This is a genomic window from Cutibacterium nasicola, from assembly GCF_052654715.2.
Genome location: NZ_CP199745.2, coordinates 2,511,322 through 2,531,586, shown reverse-complemented (window position 1 = coordinate 2,531,586; position 20,265 = coordinate 2,511,322). Strand labels below are relative to the sequence as shown.

Annotated in this window: 18 protein-coding genes and 3 tRNA genes; 8 read left to right on the top strand and 13 right to left on the bottom strand. The window is 64.4% G+C overall.

The features are described 5' to 3' along the window. Window positions 1-59: 59 nt before the first annotated feature. Window positions 60-899 carry a prolipoprotein diacylglyceryl transferase gene (locus ACUCCZ_RS11800; RefSeq protein ID WP_435917508.1) on the bottom strand — a complete coding sequence of 280 codons (840 nt, stop codon included), beginning with the start codon at window positions 897-899 and terminating at the stop codon, window positions 60-62. A gap of 198 nt (window positions 900-1,097) precedes the next feature. Further along, on the bottom strand, window positions 1,098-2,267 hold the full coding sequence (locus ACUCCZ_RS11795) for a MalY/PatB family protein (RefSeq protein WP_435917509.1): 1,170 nt from the start codon (window positions 2,265-2,267) through the stop codon (window positions 1,098-1,100). 131 nt (window positions 2,268-2,398) lie between these two features. Here ACUCCZ_RS11795 and ACUCCZ_RS11790 point away from each other — a divergent pair, with 131 nt between their 5' ends. Together ACUCCZ_RS11790 and ACUCCZ_RS11785 are read left to right on the top strand one after the other, a co-directional pair. Then, window positions 2,399-2,692, top strand: coding sequence for a type II toxin-antitoxin system VapB family antitoxin (locus tag ACUCCZ_RS11790; protein WP_435917510.1), 294 nt, complete (start codon window positions 2,399-2,401; stop codon window positions 2,690-2,692). A gap of 9 nt (window positions 2,693-2,701) precedes the next feature. Continuing rightward, window positions 2,702-3,250: a LytR C-terminal domain-containing protein gene (locus tag ACUCCZ_RS11785; RefSeq protein ID WP_435917511.1), complete on the top strand. Its 549-nt coding sequence runs from the start codon at window positions 2,702-2,704 to the stop codon at window positions 3,248-3,250. Window positions 3,251-3,347: 97 nt separating this feature from the next. Here the strand turns inward: ACUCCZ_RS11785 and ACUCCZ_RS11780 are convergent, their stop codons facing one another. The 5 genes from ACUCCZ_RS11780 to ACUCCZ_RS11760 all read right to left on the bottom strand — a co-directional run bounded on the left by ACUCCZ_RS11780 (window position 3,348) and on the right by ACUCCZ_RS11760 (window position 7,689). Beyond that, the gene (locus ACUCCZ_RS11780; protein ID WP_435917512.1) at window positions 3,348-4,850 is read right to left on the bottom strand and encodes a potassium/proton antiporter; all 1,503 of its coding nucleotides are present in this window, start codon (window positions 4,848-4,850) and stop codon (window positions 3,348-3,350) included. A 127-nt stretch (window positions 4,851-4,977) separates the two neighbouring features. Then, window positions 4,978-5,062, bottom strand: a tRNA-Ser gene (locus ACUCCZ_RS11775). A gap of 78 nt (window positions 5,063-5,140) precedes the next feature. Further along, a complete protein-coding gene (locus ACUCCZ_RS11770; protein ID WP_435917513.1) occupies window positions 5,141-6,568 on the bottom strand; it encodes a lipopolysaccharide biosynthesis protein in 1,428 nt (475 codons plus the stop codon). Then, a complete protein-coding gene (locus tag ACUCCZ_RS11765; RefSeq protein ID WP_435917693.1) occupies window positions 6,565-7,014 on the bottom strand; it encodes a nucleoside deaminase in 450 nt (149 codons plus the stop codon). The genes ACUCCZ_RS11770 and ACUCCZ_RS11765 overlap by 4 nt, the downstream gene beginning before the upstream one ends. Before the next feature lie 36 nt (window positions 7,015-7,050). Continuing rightward, window positions 7,051-7,689 (bottom strand): tRNA adenosine deaminase-associated protein, encoded by a 639-nt coding sequence (locus ACUCCZ_RS11760; protein WP_435917514.1) that lies wholly within the window; start codon window positions 7,687-7,689, stop codon window positions 7,051-7,053. Window positions 7,690-8,017: 328 nt separating this feature from the next. Here ACUCCZ_RS11760 and upp point away from each other — a divergent pair, with 328 nt between their 5' ends. Both upp and ACUCCZ_RS11750 read left to right on the top strand, forming a co-directional pair. Further along, complete coding sequence (gene upp / locus ACUCCZ_RS11755; protein ID WP_435917694.1) at window positions 8,018-8,644, top strand: uracil phosphoribosyltransferase; 627 nt, start codon at window positions 8,018-8,020, stop codon at window positions 8,642-8,644. Further along, complete coding sequence (locus tag ACUCCZ_RS11750) at window positions 8,641-9,384, top strand: HTD2 family dehydratase (RefSeq protein WP_435917515.1); 744 nt, start codon at window positions 8,641-8,643, stop codon at window positions 9,382-9,384. Before upp ends, ACUCCZ_RS11750 begins: the two co-directional genes overlap by 4 nt. Window positions 9,385-9,466: 82 nt before the next feature. Here ACUCCZ_RS11750 and ACUCCZ_RS11745 read toward each other — a convergent pair whose 3' ends face one another. After that, window positions 9,467-9,988 (bottom strand): YbaK/EbsC family protein, encoded by a 522-nt coding sequence (locus tag ACUCCZ_RS11745; RefSeq protein WP_435917516.1) that lies wholly within the window; start codon window positions 9,986-9,988, stop codon window positions 9,467-9,469. A 98-nt stretch (window positions 9,989-10,086) separates the two neighbouring features. Between ACUCCZ_RS11745 and ACUCCZ_RS11740 the strand changes: the two genes are divergently transcribed. Both ACUCCZ_RS11740 and ACUCCZ_RS11735 read left to right on the top strand, forming a co-directional pair. Then, a complete protein-coding gene (locus tag ACUCCZ_RS11740; protein WP_435917517.1) occupies window positions 10,087-11,982 on the top strand; it encodes an alpha-amylase family glycosyl hydrolase in 1,896 nt (631 codons plus the stop codon). A gap of 219 nt (window positions 11,983-12,201) precedes the next feature. Next, window positions 12,202-14,082 carry a potassium transporter Kup gene (locus ACUCCZ_RS11735; protein ID WP_435917695.1) on the top strand — a complete coding sequence of 627 codons (1,881 nt, stop codon included), beginning with the start codon at window positions 12,202-12,204 and terminating at the stop codon, window positions 14,080-14,082. A gap of 16 nt (window positions 14,083-14,098) precedes the next feature. Here ACUCCZ_RS11735 and ACUCCZ_RS11730 read toward each other — a convergent pair whose 3' ends face one another. Further along, a complete protein-coding gene (locus ACUCCZ_RS11730; RefSeq protein WP_435917518.1) occupies window positions 14,099-14,821 on the bottom strand; it encodes a glycerophosphodiester phosphodiesterase family protein in 723 nt (240 codons plus the stop codon). A gap of 56 nt (window positions 14,822-14,877) precedes the next feature. Here ACUCCZ_RS11730 and ACUCCZ_RS11725 point away from each other — a divergent pair, with 56 nt between their 5' ends. Then, window positions 14,878-15,087, top strand: a complete 210-nt coding sequence (locus ACUCCZ_RS11725) for a PLDc N-terminal domain-containing protein (protein WP_435917520.1) — start codon at window positions 14,878-14,880, stop codon at window positions 15,085-15,087. A gap of 126 nt (window positions 15,088-15,213) precedes the next feature. On the opposite strand, the gene ACUCCZ_RS11720 is transcribed toward ACUCCZ_RS11725, so the two are convergent. Then, a tRNA-Arg gene (locus tag ACUCCZ_RS11720) sits at window positions 15,214-15,286 on the bottom strand. Window positions 15,287-15,487: 201 nt separating this feature from the next. Continuing rightward, window positions 15,488-15,577 (bottom strand) — tRNA-Ser (locus tag ACUCCZ_RS11715). 223 nt (window positions 15,578-15,800) lie between these two features. On the opposite strand from ACUCCZ_RS11715, the gene ACUCCZ_RS11710 reads away from it, so the two are divergent. Continuing rightward, window positions 15,801-17,648 carry an LCP family protein gene (locus tag ACUCCZ_RS11710; protein WP_435917521.1) on the top strand — a complete coding sequence of 616 codons (1,848 nt, stop codon included), beginning with the start codon at window positions 15,801-15,803 and terminating at the stop codon, window positions 17,646-17,648. Window positions 17,649-17,719: 71 nt separating this feature from the next. Here ACUCCZ_RS11710 and ACUCCZ_RS11705 read toward each other — a convergent pair whose 3' ends face one another. Both ACUCCZ_RS11705 and galK read right to left on the bottom strand, forming a co-directional pair. Beyond that, on the bottom strand, window positions 17,720-18,697 hold the full coding sequence (locus ACUCCZ_RS11705; RefSeq protein ID WP_435917696.1) for a LacI family DNA-binding transcriptional regulator: 978 nt from the start codon (window positions 18,695-18,697) through the stop codon (window positions 17,720-17,722). A 136-nt stretch (window positions 18,698-18,833) separates the two neighbouring features. After that, window positions 18,834-20,069, bottom strand: coding sequence for a galactokinase (gene galK, locus ACUCCZ_RS11700; RefSeq protein ID WP_435917522.1), 1,236 nt, complete (start codon window positions 20,067-20,069; stop codon window positions 18,834-18,836). Between the last annotated feature and the right edge of the window lie 196 nt (window positions 20,070-20,265).

The window sequence follows — 20,265 nt, the reverse complement described above, 5'->3', positions numbered from 1 at the left end:
GGATCGGGGGCTGACGTCATGTTCACGACTTCTCAGGCCAAGGACCTCTGACCCAGGAATCAGCCGACTGGAGCCTCCGGACCGTCGTTGAACCACCAGGTGGCCTGTCCGGGAACCCCGGCCTTCTTGGCGTCCTCCGGGGCCTCGACCTTGTCGAGTTCATGGACATTGCCCTCGGCATCCTCCCAACACACCACCTCGCGGCGCACCGGGATCTGCACCGTCACCAGATCAGTGACGACGTAGCGGCGCAGCTTGGCACCAGCCGGCAGACCCATAGCGGGGCCGGGCTCGGAGGCTGGGAGAATCTCGTCATCGGAGTGATCGTCGCTGAGCACCTCGGGACGGTTCTCGTCGTCCTCCTCGCCACCCTCAGCAACCGGGGAGTCCTCGTCACGGGGAGCCGCCGGAACGATGCCCGGAGTGACGGTGGTGTCCTGGCTGACCTCGTCATCGTCGACGGGCTGGGTCTCGACGGTCTCCTCCTCGTCGGCATCAACGATGTCAGGCTCGCTGATGGCACCACGTTCTGGCTGGGCAATGACGATGTCGTTGTCATCGACCTCCAGACCGGAGCGACGAGCGGGCTCCATGCCGTAGTGGCCGTAGACCTCGGCCTCCCGGTCACGCGAGAGGTCGTCCTCCTCGGACGCCTCAGGAGCGGTCTCGATGATGTCACGGGTGAACGGCACGCTGACGTGGCTCGTGGAGTAATCGGCGCCGCGTACCGGAATGAAGTGCTCGTGGCCCTCCGAAAGCACGGTCACGAAGGTCACGGCACCGGTGACCTCGTCGGCAAAGATCTGCTGGATCGTCCCGACATTCTCACCATCGGGCCCGACGACCTCGGCGTCGAACAGTCCGGGGATGTCCTTGGGATCCATGGCGCTGATGTCCATGTATCGACCTCTCGCTAGGGGCTGGAACGTACGCGCATACACGCACTCTTCATGTCACCCTTTCACAGTGCAGGCGCCAACTGGTGCAATGCGTCCGGGCGCGTCTCGAAGTGAGTACGTGCCCGGATCGGGTTGGCATCCCTTCACTTGCGGATCAGGACTCACCAGGCCAATGATCTGACGATCATCAGTCGAACGTCAACGATCGTTGATCGCGGTCACCATCCGGTCGACGGCCTCTGCGAGCAGATAACGCGGGGTGGCGACATTGATACGTGCGTGCCCCTCGCCCCCGGGTCCGAAGGTCGGACCGTCATTGAGACGGACACGGGCGTGACGCAACAACCACTCCCCTGGCGAGGCCGGCAGCTCGTAGGCGGAGAAGTCGAGCCAGCCCAGGTAGGTGCCTTCAGGAACCCGGTAGGACACTCCCGGCAGCTGATCGGCCAAGGTTTCCGACAGCCACACCGCGTTGTCATGGATGTAGCAGTTGGCAGCGTCCAACCATTCCTGACCGGAGTCAAAGGCAGCCTTGTTGGCAGCCATGCCGACCGTGGTGGCCCCTTCGGCGTCGAGCGGATCGACCCTCTGATCCCACAGCGTGGCCTGCTCATCGGTGAAGAACGAGATGAAAGCCGTCATGAGGCCGGGGATGTTGAACGACTTCGACGCCGAGGACACCAGCACCGAGTGAGCGGCCGCCCCCTCGCTGACGCTGGCGTAGGGCACCGAGGCCTTACGCTTCTCGCAGGCCGGGACGAGGGGGCCATGAATCTCGTCGGAGATGACGAACCCGTGGCGACGCTCGACGACCTCGGCCAGGCCGCGCAGTTCCTCCGCGGTGAAGACGCGACCCAGCGGGTTGTAGGGCTGGCAGAGGATGATCGACCCGGCACCCTTGGCGAAGGCCGCGTCAATGCCGTCAAGGTCGAGGGTCCAGCCCAGGTCGGAGTCGACCATCGGCACCGAGATGATCTCGCGTCCTTCCAGCCCCGGCAGCTTCCAGAACGGCATGTATGCCGGGGAGGGGACGATCACGGGGCTTCCGGGAGCGCTGTAGGTACGGATGGCCAGCTGGACTCCACAGAGGACATTGCGCAGGTAGCGCACCTTGAGCGGATCGATCGTCAGGCCCTGAGCCTTCTTGGTCCATGCCGCCCAGGAGTGCCGCAGTCCGTTGTCACGCGGATATCCGTAGGCGTGCTTGGCAACCATGTCCTCAATGGCCTGCTGAATGGGTGGGGCAACCCGGAAGTCCATCTCGGCCACCCACAGCGGGATGACCCCCTCAGCGACGTCTTCCCACCTGGCCGTGCCGCGTGAACGCAACCACTCGACAGTGGGGCTGTCGAAGTCGAAACCAGTCATTGCCGTCCTTCCATAGTCTTCAGCCAGGGCGATGTCACAGACATGCAGCCACATGCCCTTTCATCTCAGCTTGTCACATGCCCCGGGCACGTCTGCCGGGATCGCCGTCGAGAAGCTTGTAGGATCGTCATGTGATCTTCAAACGTGTCGGTGACTCCCGCCCATACCCTCACCACGGGTACACGCAGAAGCAGTGGTCCCAACTGGCACCCGTGCAGGTGCGCCTGGATCAGCTCGTCACGACGAAGAGCAACCTTGACCTGGCCAACCTTCTCGAAGACGACTCCACCTTCTACGGGGACCTCTTCGCCCACGTCGTGGCCTGGCACGGCGATCTCTACCTTGAGGACGGCCTGCACCGCGCGCTTCGTGCTGCCCTTCAGCAGCGTCAAACCCTCCATGCCCGTGTCCTCGAACTAGACTGATGCCCCGTCATGACTCCTGATGAACGTCGCCACTATCTGAGGATGGCAGGCACCCCGATCACCCTGCTGGCCCTCGTCGTCCTCATCGCGGTGGCCATCCGCGCTGGATGGAAGGCCGTCAGCGCGCCCGTCCCTCCGCCACCGATCACCCCCTGCGTCAATCAGGACGTCAAGGGCACATTGACGACGAAGGACGTCACGGTCTCGGTGTACAATTCCGGCCACACCCGCGGGCTGGCGAGCAGCGTGTCGAAGCAGCTTGCCAACGTCGGGTTCGTCATTGACTCGGTGGCCAACCGTGAGCCCACGGTCAAGAAGGTGACGGTCATCGGCCACGACGCCCAAGATCCCGAGGTGAAGTTGGTTGCCGGCTACTTCCCAGGAGCAGTACTGAAATCGGATCCCAAACGCGTCGACCATGAGGTTGAAGTGGTGCTCGGCGATCGCAACCCGAACTTCAAGACGAATGCACCGAAGTTCGTGAAGGTTGGTGGACCAGTGTGCCTGCCGTCACCGTCACCGACCCCATCGATGCTGGCGACGCCGGGGGAAAAGTAGTCCTGACCATCAACCCTGTCAAGGCCACGGATCCATGTGCATCCGTGGCCTTCTCAGTGGGTTCTGGTCAGCTTGTCCAGCGACGCCGTCCGCGTGGTTATTCGGCCTGAATGCGTAACCCGTGCCAGCGCGCCAACCGGCCTCCCCGGCCAATCTCGGTCAGCCTCTCGACGACGTACCGTCGCTGCCCCTGGGGGACGACGATGAGCAGCTCATCACCGTGCTCGAGCTTGGTCTCCGCGCGCGGAGCAAAGGACCGGTCGCCGCGGATGATGAGCGAGACGACGCAGTTACGCGGCAGCCGCAGCTCGCGGACCGTCACCCCGGACAGTCTCGATCCCTCGGGAACGTCAGCCTGCAGGAGGTCGGCAGCGATCTCGTCGAGGGGCGCAACCTCGATCGTCACGTCCTTGGCCATCTGTGGATCGACGACGCCGAGGAGCTTCGCCGCGCCCGGCAGGGTCGGGCCCTGGATACAGGTGAACACGACGACGAGCACCAGGATGACGTCGAAGAACTTGTCCGCACGCTCCATGTGGGACGCCATTGGGACCGTCGCCAAAATGATCGGCACGGCTCCGCGCAGGCCAGCCCAGGACAGGAAGAACCGCTCGTTGCGACGGAACCCGAACCATGTCGTACAGGCAAGGACTGCCAGGGGGCGGGCAACGAAGGTCAACAACAGGCCGGCAGCAACACCGGAGCCAACGGAGGCCCAGGTGAGACGGTCGGGGTTGGCCAGCAGACCGAGCATGACGAACAAGCCGATCTGGCAGATCCAGCCGATACCCTCGGAGAAGGATCGGGTGGTGTGCTGATAGGGCAGGTCGCCATTGCCGATCATGACGGAGGCGACGTAGACCGCGGCGAATCCGGATACGCCAATCCACACGCCGACACCGTAGGCGGTCACGGCCCATGCCATCGCGGCGATGGCGTAAAGGTTTCCGGATGGCAGGTTGATGCGTCGCCCAATCCTGACGGCCACCCAGCCGACGACCAGACCGGCGCAGATGCCACCGGTGAGCTCAAGGGCAATGGATCCAAGAAGGGGGAGTACACCAGCCGTCGACTCCCCAGTCGCGACCCCGGTCAGCGCGATGACGACGAGGACGGTCGGGGCGTCGTTGAGGCCGGACTCAGCCTCGAGCACCGATCTGAGTCGGTCAGGCAAGGAGGCATCGCGGAGCACGGAGAACACCGCAGCAGAGTCAGTCGGGGCGGTGACCGCACCGAGGAGGGCTGCGGCGCTCCAGTGCAGGCCGAGCGCGTAGTGGCCCAGCACAGTCATGGCGCCGACGGAAACGCCGACTCCGACGGTCGCCAACAAGGCCGCAGGGCCCAGGGCCGGTCGAATGTCTTTCCAGTTGGTCGATAATCCGCCGTCGGCAAGGATGAGCACGAGGGCGGCGAAACCGATGGCGTGTGCGGCGCCTAAGTCGTTGAAGTCAATGCCGAACCCGATGGGGCCGAGCAGCATGCCGACCAAGAGGAACAGCAACAGAGCAGGCAATCCCAGACGGGAGCCGATCCGGGCCGCGAAGGCGGCCAGCAACACGACGACGGCGCCGATGAACAGGGCGAGGTCAGAGGGTTGCACGAGGTAATTATCCCAGCTGGACGACGTCCGTCGTGGATCTGGACACCACTCTGTGTTTCGGGCTGTGCCCCAACCCACCACCAGACACAAGGTCCCGGGAACTCCTCAGTTCCCGGGACCTTCTCGGCGGTGACGGAGGGATTTGAACCCTCGGTAGCTCTCGCTACACCCGCTTTCGAGGCGGGCACTTTCGGCCGCTCAGACACGTCACCGTGGACAAGGATAACGAATCCATCACCTCTGGCCAAAACTCGAATGGCGGTGATACGACGATCAGATGTCAGAGCGCGTCAGGGGCGGCTGTCCTCGTCCTCACTGTTGACCTCAGCCTCCTCGGCCGTCTCGACCGCCGGGTCCACCTTCATGTTCTTCTTGTCGAATCTCCTGGCGACCACGAGCGCCAGCCCGATGTAGAACACCAACAACCCAGCCATGATGAAGGACATGCGGTAAATTGTCCCGACCATCGAAAGGTCGCTGAGGTTCAGAAAGGTCAGCGGCACAACCGCGTAGATGATCGCGAAGGCCAGGGCGATCCCGTTGTTGCGGGTCACGATGAACATGTTCGAGATCGGCGACGTGACGAAGTTGACGTACAGCCACGGCACCAGAGCCACCGCAATGTCGGCCGACTGCTGGAACTTCGCGCCCAACAACCACGGCAGCACCGGCGGGATGAGCACATAGAGCAATCCGAAAGGCACGATGCCGATGAGGAACGACCTCACCACCGATTTCTTGACGGTCTGGTAGAACTTCCCGGCGTCGGAGACTGACAGCTTCTGGAAGAACACCTGGGACAACGCCTGGTTGATGACCGAGGCCGGCATCTGCATCAGCGTCCAGGCTATGTTGAATCGTCCGTAACCAGCCGTCGAGAACTTCACCATGATGATCATGTTGACGCCCTGCTGCCGGATGGCGTCGACGATGGCGTTCGGAGCCGTCAACAGCGGTAACTGTCGATACTTGCGCATCACTGCACGCATCGGCATGTCGGATTCCTTGATGCTGCGCAAGTCTGGGCCCAAGCGGCGTCGAAAATTGTTGAGGGCCAAGCACTTGCCCAAGAAGGTCGCGACGACTTGGCCGAAAGCGGCCGCATTGACGGCACACGAGGTGATACGTCCGACTGCCGTCGTCGACTGGCACCACAGCGCGTTGGTACCGATGATGCCGAACTGTTTGCGTCGATTCGCCCAGTAGTTGACGACGTTGACCTGGGTGTAGGCGAAGACGATCGGGCCGACCGCCAACAGCCACCACCGGGCCTGCGGCTTGCCGAGCAGCCCACTGAGGTACCCGCCCAGGGGGATCATCGACAGCATCGCCAACGTCGAGACGATGGCGTTGATCCGCGTCGCCAACCGAAGCACCCGCTTGGCCTCCGAGTTGTCCCGCGGCAGCACGATGGCCATTTCGTAACGCAGGGCTGCGGCGGGGATGACGAACTGGGAGACGGCCATGATGGCGCCGTAAATTCCCCAGTCGGACGGGTCGATGTGGTGGGTGACGTAAAGGGTGGCCAGGGCAGCAATCAACTGGGCCAGGCCGGTACCACTCATGACCTTCGTCACCGAGGCGAGAAACTCATGGCGCTGGATGTAGGCGTGAGCGCGCGGAAAGCGCACCCGTTTCTCCTCGGTTGCCGTGGCTTTTCCGGGCGGCGTCCGCTCCCCGGATTCCGACGGCGTCGATTCCGTTGGCGTGTTGGTCACCCGTCCACGGTACAGGCCCGATGGCTGCCGAAGAACTCGCGCAACAAGGCGGACGACTCCCCGGCCATGACGTCGGAGACCACTTCGGGCCGGTGCGGTAGCCGCGGATCGCGCATCACGTCGAAGAGGGAACTGACGGCCCCGGCCTTGGGATCGAAGGCCCCGAAGACCACCCTCGGGATCCTCGCCGCGAGGATCGTTCCGGCGCACATGGTGCACGGTTCCAAGGTGACGACGAGGGTGCAGTCGTCAAGACGCCAACCGCCTCGGGCCTCGGCCGCACGTCGGATGGCGAGCACCTCAGCATGGGCGGTCGGGTCACCGGTGAGTTCGCGCTCGTTACCGGCCTCGGAGAGGACCTTGCCATCAGGACCGAGAATCATCGCGCCGATGGGGACGTCACCCCACTGTGCCGCGCAGCGCGCCACGTCAAGGGCCCGGGCCATGGCCCCGCGCCAACCCGGCATCGGGCCGACCACGGGTCAGCGCACCGACGTGTTGGCGGCCCGCTCAAACTGCGGTCCGAAGTGAACCCGGGCAGCGATGTCGGCCACGATCTCGTCGGAGTCCTCATCAGTCTCGGCGAAGGCCTCCATGTCGAACTCGCCCAGACCAGCGTCGGCAAGCATGTCGCCGTCGCCCATGGTCTCGGGGTCATCGTCGGGGTCGGGGATGTCCTCGCCCAGGAAGTCGGCGACGTCACGAGCAATCGGCCAGTCGTTGGCCTGGGTGGCGTCGGACAGGAAGACCTGCACGTTACGACCGCGCACCCGGACGATGACATAGAACTGGTGGTCGATGGAAACCATGCCAACGGCCCCCGCATCGGCGGGAAGACGACGCAACTGGGTGATGAGCTCGTCAAGGTCGTTGGCCAGCATCGGCTCCATGGGGACTGCGATGCGCTCGCCATCATCGTTGTAGAGGGCTACGACGAAGTCGATCTCGTCCTCGCCGGCATCCTCGAGGTCGTCGTCGTAATCGTCGTCATCTTCGTCGTCGTAGTCGTCCTCGGGCAACTCGTCGTACTCATCGAGATCGTCGTAGTCATCGGCGTCATCGGCGTCGAAGGACTTGACGTTGTCGTCGGGGACGAACTCGTCATCGCTGAACCGGGACATGACGACCTCCTTGGGGGGCGAACGCCTCCATCGTTGCAGACATCTGGCCGCGGAAACAGTCGCAGGGTCGATTTGAGCATGAACTTGTCAGTGGGTGGAAGGTTCGGAACGCCGCCGAGGGGGGTTGTCCCGGCTGTTATCGGCGAAATCTGCCACGAATTGACCGGATCAGACCATGGCAACGTTATCATCGCGATTTTGTGGCAGATTTCGCTGATGTCTCGGGGCGTGGCTGTTGTCGAACCCACTCCCCACACCCCGAATCCTGTGACCGAGTGCCGCCAATTGCCCCTCATGTGCGAGGGTTGGTCCCGTGGAACTCAATGTCATGGATCATCCCCTCGTCTCCCACAAGCTGACCCTGCTGCGCTCGGTGGATACCCCCAGCCCGGTCTTCCGCCAACTTGTCGAGGAGCTCGTCACCCTCATGGCTTACGAGGGCACCCGCGAAGTGCGCATCGAGCCGACCACCGTCACCACCCCGCTCACCACCACCGAGGGCGTTGCCCTGGCTCGCCCCAAGCCGCTCGTCGTCCCGATCCTGCGCGCTGGCCTGGGAATGCTCGAGGGTATGATGCGCCTCGTCCCGTCGGCCGAGGTCGGCTTCGTCGGCATGGCCCGTGACGAGGAGACCCTCCAGCCGATGACCTACGCCGAGCGTCTTCCCAACGACCTGTCCGGTCGTCAGTGTTACGTCCTCGACCCGATGCTCGCCACCGGCGGTTCCCTGGGCGGCACCGTCGAGTTCCTGGTGCGCCGTGGCGCCGACCACATCACCTGCCTGTGTATCCTGGCCGCCCCGGAAGGCATCGAGAACTTCCGCAAGCTCGTCAGCGACCTTGACGTCCCCTGCCACCTCGTCGTGGCGGGCGTCGACGACCACCTCAACGAGCACGGCTACATCGTCCCCGGCCTCGGTGACGCCGGCGACCGTCTCTACGGGCTGGCCGAATGACGCGACTTCGGCCCGACGACCTGCGTGGTCTGGCAACCCTGCTGGGTTCCCCCGACCCCGGCGACGTCGTCCCGCCGTGCTGGCACTGGGTACTCCTCCTCGACCTGGTGGACCCAGCCAACCTCAACGAGGACGGGTACACGATCGACTCCCCGATCACCCCGGAACCGGGCATGACGAGGATGTTCGCCGGTGGCCGGGTGCGCACCATGACCCCGCTCACCCTCAACCGCGAGACCACTCGCACCACCGAAGTCGCCTCAGTCACCGACAAACAGGGTCGTCGCGGCCCTCTCCACTTCGTGACGATGAGATCCTCCTGGGCCCAGGAAGGCCAGGAATGCCTGGTCGATGATCAGGACTACGTCTTCCTGCCTGCCCAGTCCCCCAACCCCTCTCCTGAGGGCGCCGGCCAGACCGACGGTGACGGCTTCCTGGCCACCGAGCCCCTGCTCGTGACCTTCTCGGCTCTGACGGCCAACCCGTACCGCATCCACTGGGACCGCGACTTCTGCCGCCGCAACGGCCACGACGGACTGGTCGTCCACGGGCCGCTGCAGGCCCTCCTCATGGCCCAGACCCTCAGGTACGAGGACTTCATCGGCAAGGAGTTCTCCTACCGGTTCCGGGCTTGCGTGACCGCTCCGACCCGCCTGACGGTCAGTGTCGCGGACAGCCAGGCCCAGGTGCGTCGCCCCGACGGCACGGTCACTGCGACAGCAACCCTCAAGGAGTTCTGACACAGCGGGCTACTCACCCATGCGCTCCACACAGTTCCTGGATCAGGAGCCTCCAGAGCACCCTCCCACGCGGCGAGCGACCTCAGTTCGCCAGCCCCTCAACGACCTCGGCCCCGGGCAGGGACACCAGGTCAGCCCCACTGACGATGAGCTTGGAGCTGCGCAGCCCCGACCCAATGCACACGGCCTTGGCCTCGGCAACGCGCCGGTCGATCCAGATCGGCCATTCAGCGGGCAGACCCACCGGGGTGATTCCGCCGTACTCCATCCCGGACATACTGACGGCCTCGTCCATGGGCGCGAATGACGCCTTGCGAACGTCGAGCTTCTTACGCACCACCTTGTTGACGTCAACCCTTGTCGTCGCGAGGGCGAGGCAGGCGACGTACTTCTCGACGGCACCGCGCTTGCCCTTGACGATGACGCAGTTGCCACACGTCTCGGGACCCTCGCCGAAGGCCTCGCACAAGGCGTCGGTGTCGGCAATCCCAGGATCGATGCTGAATACGGCTGCCGACGGCAGCTCGGCGGCCCGACCGGCGACCGTCACGGCCAGCAGCTCGGGATGATCAGCAGCGGGCAGGTGTTCAACGGAGTCGTACATGCGACCCACCGTAGTCACCGCCGATCACGCCATGGGACCACCTCTCACACCACGGACGGATACCGTTGACCGTGGTTGTTTCGACGACAAGGAGAACGATGACCGACGACACGACGGCAGCAAACGGCGGTTCTCGCCCGAATGCCAACGATCCAATTCCCACCGATTACGCCGACCGTGCCAAGGGTATGGGCGTCTCGCTCATTGACGGTGGCGCCGCGTTTCGGGTGTGGGCGCCGCACGCCGAGGCCGTCGCCGTCACCGGAACCTTCGACGACTGGGCAGCCCAGCCCACGGGAGATGAGGCCGACGCCGAGAAGGTTCGCTCAGCGAAGTTCCAGCTCGTCAGCGAGGACAACGGCTACTGGTACGGCCAGGCGGCCGGTGCCACGGTGGGCGACGAGTACCGCTTCGTCCTCATCACCGGCGACCAGGTGATCTCCCGCATCGACCCCTACGCCCGCCATGTGACGAGTTCGATCGGCAACGCGATCATCACCGATCCAGATGCCTATGACTGGGAGGATGACGACTTCACCGCCCCCACCCTCAATGAGATGGTCATCTACGAGATGCACGTCGGCACCTTCTTCGACAAGGATCCCGACGACGACAAACCTGCCACCCTGGACACCATCGAGGAGAAACTCGACCATCTCGTCCACCTGGGCGTCAACGCCATCGAACTCATGCCACTCATGGAGTTTGCCGGCGACTACTCCTGGGGCTACAACCCCGCCCACATCTTCGCCGTCGAGAGCGCCTACGGTGGCCCGGAGAAACTGCGTGACCTGGTCAAGGTGTGCCACCGGCACGGGCTTGCCGTCATCATCGACGTCGTCTACAACCACTTCGGCCCCTCGGACCTCGACCTGTGGCAGTTCGACGGCTGGAGCGAGAACGGCAAGGGCGGAATCTACTTCTACAACGACTGGAAGTCCTCGACGCCGTGGGGCGACACTCGTCCTGACTACGGTCGCGGCGAGGTGCGTGAGTTCATTCGTGACAACGCCATGATGTGGCTGGAGGAGTTCCACGCCGATGGTCTGCGCTACGACATGACCCCGTACATGCGCAGCGTCGATGCCGACGAGATGAACATCCCCGACGGCTGGAGCCTCACCCACTGGATCAACACCGAGATCCGCGAGCGTTTCCCACGCGCCATCACCATCGCCGAGGACCTGCACGGTGAGCCCAAGGTCGTCTCGACCGCTGACGACGGCGCCGCCTTCCATGCCCAGTGGGACAACCATTTCGTCCACCCGATCCGCGCCGCCGTCATCGCCGCCTCCGACGAGGCCCGCAACATGGACGCCGTACGCGATGCCGTCGAGTTCTCCTACGGTGACGCCTTCTCCCGCGTCATCTACACCGAGTCCCACGACGAGGTCGCCAATGGCTCGGCCCGGGTGCCCCAGGAGGTCGACGACGGTGACCCGACCGGTTACTACGCCCAGAAGCGCTCCACCCTGGGGGCAGCCCTGGTGCTCACTTCACCTGGCTTGCCGATGATCTTCCAGGGCCAGGAGTTCCTGGAGGGCGAGTGGTTCCGCGACACCGTCCCGCTGCACTGGGACCAACAGGACGAGTTCACGGGAATTTTCCGCATGTACAGCGACCTCGTCGGACTGCGTCTCAACAAGGAGGGCCGCACCAAGGGGCTCACCGGCCAGCATGTCGACACCCTGCACCTCAACCCGGACACCCACGTCTACGCCTTCCACCGCTGGGCTGACGGCGGGGCCGGCGACGACGTCGTGGTGGCGGTCAACCTGGATTCCAAGACCTGGGGCGAATACACCATCGGGATGCCAGCCGCCGGTCGCTGGGGGACCAGGCTCAACTCGGACGCGAAGGTGTACTCGGATGCGTTCGGTGGGGTGGACGTACCTGAGTCGTTCGACGCCGTCGAGGACGATTACGACGGCCACCCGGCCTCGGCGACCCTTGTCCTGCCACCGTACAGCGCGATCATCCTGTCGCGCGATTAAGGCCGTCATCACACCGATACGTGCGACGACAACAGCGTCGCCGGGGCGGAGGGACGTCACGACGATTCTCCCTGCCCTTCTTGCGTCCGAGCTTCCTTCTCTGTTCGATTTGTAGTTGGGACCACGAGGTCCATACTTTTTGGAGTGAGTCGCAGACATGGACGGCAGGCAGTGGCAAAGGCCACCCAGCCGATCAGTGATCCTGAACCGATCCGAGCCATGAAGCCAGAACTGGCCTTGGCTGCGTTGGGAATCGTCTTCGGTGACATCGGCACTTCAGTGCTCTACTCCCTGCAAACGGTGTTCTCCATGGAGAATCATGCCGTTCGCCCTACCCACGGTGACGTCATGGGGATAATCTCGATGATCTTCTGGTCGATCCTGCTGGTGGTGTGCGTCAAGTACGTCATCGTCGTGATGCGCGCCGACAACGACGGCGAGGGCGGCATCCTCGCCCTGATGGCCTTGGTGCGTCGCCTCTTGGCCGGTCACAAGAGCACCGGCATGACGGCATTGCTGCTCGGCATTATCGGCGCCGGCCTGTTCTACGGCGATTCCCTCATCACCCCGGCAATCTCGGTGATGAGCTCGATGGAGGGCATCACCGTCGCCAATCCGGACGCCGAGAAGATCGTCCTGCCAGCCTCTGTGGTCATCCTGACGATCCTGTTCATCGTGCAGAGACGAGGGACGGCGGTCATTGGCAAGGCCTTCGGGCCGGTGATGGGTGTCTGGTTCCTCACCCTGGCGGCCTTGGGAATCCCGTGGATCATCAGCAAGCCCTTCATCATCACGGCCCTGTCCCCGCACTGGGCGATCCTCTTCACCGTCGAGCGTCCCGGGATGGCCTTCATCGCGATGGGCGCAGTCGTCCTGACAATCACCGGCGCCGAGGCCCTCTACGCCGACATGGGTCACGTCGGCGCCCCGTCGATCCGGCTGGCCTGGTTCGCCGTCGTGCTCCCCTGCCTGCTCATCAACTACCTGGGACAAGCAGCTATGATCCTCGAGCACCCCGACTGGATCGACAATCCCTTCTTCCGGCTGGCTCCCAACTGGGCGACGATCCCGCTCGTCGTCATCGCCACGATGGCCACCGTCATCGCCTCCCAGGCCGTCATCTCAGGAGCCTTCTCCATGAGCTCGGAGGCGGCCCGTCTGGGACTGTTGCCGCGCCTGAGCGTGCGTCACACCTCGAAGTCCGAGGGTGGCCAGATCTACATCCCGGAGATCAACTCGATCCTCTTCGTCGGTGTGCTGGCGCTGATCCTCATCTTTCAGACCTCGACGACGCTGGCCACCGCCTACGGCCTGGCCGTCACCGGTACCTTCCTGCTGACGACGAGCTTGTTCCTGGTGCTGGCTCATCGCGCGTGGCACTGGCCAATGTGGGCCCTCGTCGCCTTCGGTGTCGTCGTCGGTGGCGTCGAGCTGTCAATCTTCGCCGCAAACCTGCTGAAGATCGCGTCGGGCGGCTGGATTCCGCTGGTGTTCGCGACCGTCGTCATCGCGATCATGACGACGTGGCGACGTGGTAGCGCCTACATCGCCACGCAGAGGCAGAACGATGAAGGCCGACTGGACGACTTCCTCAACTGGTTCCACGAGACCGCGCCGACCCGCGTGCCCGGACTAGCTGTCTACCCGCATCCGGGCCGGGCGACGACCCCGTTGGCCATGCTCAACAACCTCAGGTTCAACCACGTGCTCCACGAGCACAACGTCATCATCTCGATGGTGGTGGAGAACGTCCCACACGTGCGTCACGTCAACCGCATCGAGAAGGTCGATCTCGGCAGACCGACCGACGGCATCATCCACATCGCCTGTCACGTCGGATTCGCCGACTCCCAGGACGTCCCGAAGGCACTGGCCCTGGCAGCGGACAAGTGCCCGGTGATCAAGGAACACCTCGACGACGCGATCTATTACCTGTCGTTGGTCGACGTGAAGTGTTCCGAGCCGAAGCAGGGGGCGAGGATGGCCGCCTGGCGCAAGATGCTCTACGTGGGTCTTGCACGCAACCAGGCTGACCGAACGCGAGTATTCCGCATTCCGCGCACCCGTGCAGTGGTCATGGGCGAGGTCGTCGATCTGTGACGATCTGGTGCTGGGGTCAGTTCTCCGCCAGGACCCGCTGGGCGGTTGCCGGGTCATTGGTGATGACGGCGTCGACGTCAAGGGTTTGGGCGGCACGCAGGTGGTCGGGTGCGTCGAGGGTCCAGGTACGCACGGCGAGGCCTGCGTCGTGGAACTTGGGGACGTCGTCGCGATCGGCCAGGAGGTGGGCTCCCGGGTGGACGGATTGGACGTCAAGGTGACGGGCGTAGTCCCAGGGATCGACGATGTCGTCGGCATAGAGAATGGCGCGTTCAACCGAGTTGTGGGTGCATTCGGCGACCTCGGCCATGCAGCGGTGATTGAACGACGAGATGACGATGCGGTCGGCCATGTCGTGGGCGTCGATGGCACGGGCGACAGCCTCGATGAGGCCCGGGTAGCGCTCGACGCTGTTCTTGAGCTCGATGTTGAGGCCGAGTGTGGTCGGGGCCAGCAGATCCAGGACCTCGTCGAGGAGAGGAATCTGGACGCGCGGGTGGTCGGTGTGAGCAGCGTTGAGGGAACGGACCTGGTCAAGGGTCATGGAGACGATGGCGCCGTGTCCGTCGGTGGTGCGATCGACGGTTTCGTCATGACAGACGACGACGTGGCCGTCACTGGTGAGTTGAACGTCGAGTTCGATGCCGTCGGCGCCGAGGTCGATGGCGTTCTGGAAGGCGGGGAGGGTGTTTTCCGGAAACTGCAGGCTCGAGCCGCGATGGGCCCACACGGTCGTCATGTGGTCATGATGCCACCGACATCGACCTGGGCGACGGAGCCGGTACGCTGAATGGCATGGTTACGACCGGTATCGTGCTCATCATTCTGTACGCCCTGGCCATTGTTGTGCCGATCGCGCTGTTCATACTTGCCCTGTTGTCGATCCTGGGTTCAGGGATGCTGACGGGTTCCGGGAAGCTGATCTGGACCGTGGTGTGCTTCTGTTTCCCGGTCGTCGGACCGATCGTGTGGTTCATCGCGGGGAAAAAGAGAGCGTTGAGCTGAGTTCCCAACCAGAGGACATGGTGCACACGTCGTGCCAACGGGCGCCAGTGGGGCGTTGAGGCTGCGACGTTGTCGCAGCCTCAAAAAACAACGAGACCCCGCCATGAAGGCGGGGTCTCCATCTTGCGCGCCCGGAGGGATTCGAACCCCCAACCTTCTGATCCGTAGTCAGATGCTCTATCCGTTGAGCCACGGGCGCTTGGCACTGCGCGCGTTGGTAAACGCTACAACGCTCGATCCTGCAATGCAAACTCGAGGGCCTCCGGCCCCTTCACACCCGCTGGAACAGCGGATTTGAGAGCCATCAGCACCTGCTGTCAAACACCTCGACGACGCCTGACGGCTGCGCTCCAGGAATGCACGCGCCCGGCGCCCCCGCAAGGGAGCCACCGGGCATCCGCGGAGGTGGCGGGATTTGAACCCGCGATGGGATTACCTCCCAAACCCGCTTAGCAGGCGGGCGCCATAGACCTGACTAGGCGACACCTCCAAGTGCCGTGTCAGCCTACCGTCTCAACCCCCTTCCCTCCAATTCCAACCCTCCTTCGTCCCATCCGCATCCATATGACAACGCCCCGACAAGCGCATCCAACCGCGGTTCTCCCTGCGCGCGTTGACAATTCGCAACCACCTCGCCAGCCGGTCTCACGTCCCATTGGTGCCAACGGTTACCATGGGGTCCGCCCCATCGACATGCGCGGAAAGGGATGAGCATGGCTGACGAGTCGCACGGCGCCAACCCGCCGTCTCCACGTCACGCCGCCAACCCGGACTGGATGAACGATCCGGAGGCTTACGAGGACACCCACGTCCTGAAACGAGCGGACCTCGAGGCCGCGGCGCCGCAATCCCGTTCCTTCCCGCGCCCGCGTCGCTCGGCCACCGAACCTCCCATCAACACCCCACAGCCCCCCAGCAAGCCGCAGTCTCGTCCCACCCCCGCCCGTCGCGCAGCGTCGTCATCGCCGGCAAACCGGGGGCGACGCACCCCGTCACGGTGGAACGAGGAGGCCAGACGTAACCACGCTTTCCGCACCTGTCTGGGATGGACCGCCCTGGGAGCGATCATTCCGGGGCTGACCCTGTCTCGCAGTCGCACTCCGCGTCTCCGGGTCGCCGGCCTGACAGTCATCGGTCTGCTCCTCATCACGCTGACCATCGCCGTCTTCTTCGTCCTGGCGAATCCAACCGTCGCAGCATCCGTCGTCGTACGGCCGAAACTGCTCACCGCACTGACCTGGGGACTCCCGATTCTGGCCGTCGCCCTGGTCGCCCTGCTGACCTTCTCCCACCTGGACCTTCGCCCACGCGGCATCACCCGAGGACAACGATGGTTGTCGGCTGTCCTCGTCACCGCGCTGTGCATGACCATCGCGACCCCATTGGCCGTCGCCGGGCGTTATGCCTACGACGAGGCGAACATGCTCGGGCGGATCTTCACGGACAAGCGCTCCGGCACCCGTCCCTCCATCGACTACAACCAGGACGTCAAGGCCATCTGGGCCTCCAAGCCACGGGTCAACGTTCTGCTCGTCGGCGCTGACGACACCCAGGCGCGCAACTATCGCGCCGAGAACTCCATGAACACCGACACGATCATGGTGGCGTCGATCAACACCTCCAACGGTGACACCTCGATCTTCCAGATCCCGCGCAACACCGCGAAAATGCCCTTCCCAACTGATTCGCCGCTGCACACGGACTTCCCCAATGGCTTCGTCGGTGAGGACGGTGACGGCCACAACCCCGACTACATGGCCAACGAGATCTGGTCGACGGTGTCGGCCCACTACGCCGATCACATGGGCGAGACTGACTACCCGGGCGCTGACGCCCTCAAACTGGCCACCGGCGAGGCCCTCGGCCTCAAGATCGACTACTTCGTCATGCTCGACATCGACGGCCTTCAGAAACTCATTGACGCCCTCGGCGGCGTGACGGTCAACGTCAACGAACGTCTGCCCATCGCCGGCAACACCGAGGGCAAGAAGCCCGACGGCTACCTCGAGATCGGCTCCGATCAGCACCTCGACGGCTACCACGCCATGTGGTACGCCCGGTCACGCTCGGAAAGCACCGACTACGACCGTATGGGACGTCAGTCGTGCCTCATGAAGGCTGTTCTCGACCAGGCCAGCCCCCAGACCGTCCTGATGCGCTTCGAGTCGATTGCTGACGCCTCAGGCCAGATGGTGGTCTCCGACATCCCGCAGGGTATGCTGCCAGCCTTCGTCGACCTGGCCATCAACATGCGTGACGCCAACATCAACCGCGTCGTCTTCACCAACGGCAAGCACGGGTTCGTCTCGGCCCATCCGGACTACGACCTCGTCCGCAAGCAGGTGAAGGCCGCCATCAATGGCGTCTCGAAGTCCAAGAACAAGAACAAACCAGTGACGGGTGCCTCGGCCGCAAGGCCCAGCAAGCGCGCCACGCCGAAACCGACCCCGAACGGGTCGAAGAAATCCGCGCACAGCGCCACCCCGAGCCCCTCGCCGACCAACCAGGACGTCTCCCAGTCGGTGACTGACGCCTGCACGTACAACCCTCGTCAGCCCTGACGAAAAGCGCTTTGGTACAGCTCACAACGGGTCTCGCCCGCGTCTGACAGCGAGCGGGCGAGACCCGCCGGTCAGTGCTGCGGGGCCGCGGTACTCCCCCGGACGATCAGCGGAGCCGGCACCATCTCGGAGGTGGAATCGCAACGAGGCCCCTGCAACCGAGACATGAGTTCCTCGGCGAGACGCTGACCGATCGCGGCAAAGTCCTGACGCACCGTCGTCATGGTCGGCCACACCACATTGCCCAGGACGTCGTCGAATCCCACCACGGACATTTCGTCAGGCACCCTGACTCCCATGTCCAGCAGACCGATGATGATTCCCGCCGCCATCTCGTCATTGCTGGCCACCACCGAGGTCGCTCCAGCAGCCTTGAGGTAGCGGGCAGCCTCACGCCCTGACGACGCCGTCCAGTCCCCGGTGATGACGTCGGGAATCACACAGGCGTTGGCTTCCAGGCACTCCTGCCAGGCCTGACGGCGCACCGCAGCCTGATGGGAGTAGCTCGGTCCGCTGACGTGATGGACGGTTCGGTGCCCCAGGGCCAGGAGATAGTCGACAGCAGCGCGCACTCCAGCGGCCTGGTCACACCCGACCGTCGGGAATCGACTGCACGGCGAGCCAGCCATGACGACCGGGGTCTCCGGCGGTACCTCGAGCTCGTCAGGTCGATCGAGCTCAAGACCCTCGATGATGAAACCGTCGACCCGACCGGACATCCGCTTCATGGCGTGCCCGTAGGCTCCGAGGGGGTCGTCGGTGGACTCGAGGCGGTCCAGGACGACGGCGAAGTCGCTACGCCGAGTGGCGTCGACGATGGCCTGCACCGTGCGCAGCTCGCCGGTGCGGGAAAGATCCGTGGCAAGGACGCCAATCGCGCTCGTGCGTCCCGAGCGGAGGCTGCGAGCGGCAGAATTGGGCGAGTACCCCACCCCGGCCATGGCCTTGAGGACCTTCTCGACGGTCTGCGGTCGGACCGCATCAGAGTGATTGACGACGCGCGACACGGTCTGCTGGGACACCCCGGCAGCTGCGGCGACATCGTTCATCGAGGGTCGGGACGATCCCCGGCGCCGTTGCTCGGTCATCACAACGTCCTTCACGACAGCGAGCCATCTGCGGGCATCCGGCTCGCCACCGCATCTACCGTCGGACAGGCGTGCAACTGGCGAATCATGCCCCACATCATTGCAACCGGAGCGCGGCAGGGCCCGGGGTGACGACATAGAGATCAGGTGGTATGAACCCTGCGTCGCGGAAAGCCTTGAGGACCTGCGTGGCAGCCTCGTTGCGGACGTCGCGGTCGACCAGGGCGATGGCACAACCACCGAACCCACCACCGGTCATCCGTGCGCCGAGCACCCCGGCCGCGCGGGCTGCGTCAACGGCGGTGTCCAGCTCGGGGCACGTGACCTCGTAGTCGTCGCGCAAGGAGTCGTGGGAGGCGTCCATGAGCGGCCCCACCTCGCGGATGCGTCCGGCGTCGACGAGCTTGACGAATTGGGTGACGCGGTCATTCTCGGTGACGACGTGACGAACGCGGCTGGCCATCTCCTCGTCGTCGAGGGCTGACAGTGCGGCGCCGAGGTCGCCGACCTCGCGCAGGCTGGCGACGCCGAGGATGCGGGAGGCGTTCTCACAGGCACGACGGCGTGCCTCGTACTGGCCGTCGACGAGGCGGTGGGGGGCGCGGGTGTCGATGACCAGGAGTTCCAGGCCGGCGGCGTCGAGGTCGAAGGGGACCTGGCGAACCGACCAGTCATCGCAGTCGAGGAGGAGGGCGTGGCCGTCGGTGGTGCGCAGCGATGCCGTCTGGTCGAGGCCTCCGGTGGGAGCTCCGACGACCTCGTTCTCCGCGGCGCGGGCGGCATTGACGAGGTCGGTGCGGCCGGCGTCAGAGTCGGACAGGCCGAGGTCATAGAGATCCGCAAGGGCCAGCCCGACGCCACACTCGACAGCTGCCGACGAGGACAGCCCTGCCCCCAACGGGACGCAGGTGACAAGGGCAGCCTCGAAGCCACCGACCTCGTGGCCTGCCTCGCGCAAGGCCCATGCGACGCCAGCGGTGTAGGCCTGCCAGCCATTGACGGACCCGGGAGTGATCTGGTCAAGGTCTCCCTTCCAGGAGAGGATGGAGTCGGCAAGCTGGGAGACGAGAACAACCTTGTCGTCGTCTCGGCGTCGGGCGGCGACGTAGGTGCGATGAGGCAGGGCGATGGGCAGGCAGAAGCCATTGTTGTAGTCGGTGTGCTCGCCGATGACGTTGATGCGACCGGGGGCGGCCCAGACGCCGTCGGGGGTGTCGCCGATGTGCTCAGCGAAGAGGCCGCGGGCGCGGTCTGCGCCTTGCTCAGTCGACCAGGCCGTGCCGATCGCGATGGTCTCGGGATCCGCCGCGAGGGCGTCAGTTGTCTGCGACATGAGTGGCTCCTTTGCCCGTCAAACCCTTGTTCGTGAGGAAGACTGTACGCCGCCGACGACGATGGCCACGGATCGGCGGGTACTTCGCTCACCCAAAATGTTAACGTACTCATCAATGGCGGGTCGGAGGCGTCCCTGCCACGCCGGGAGTCTATGGTTCCCCCAGAGGCCGATGTCGACAACGCCGTCACCGCCC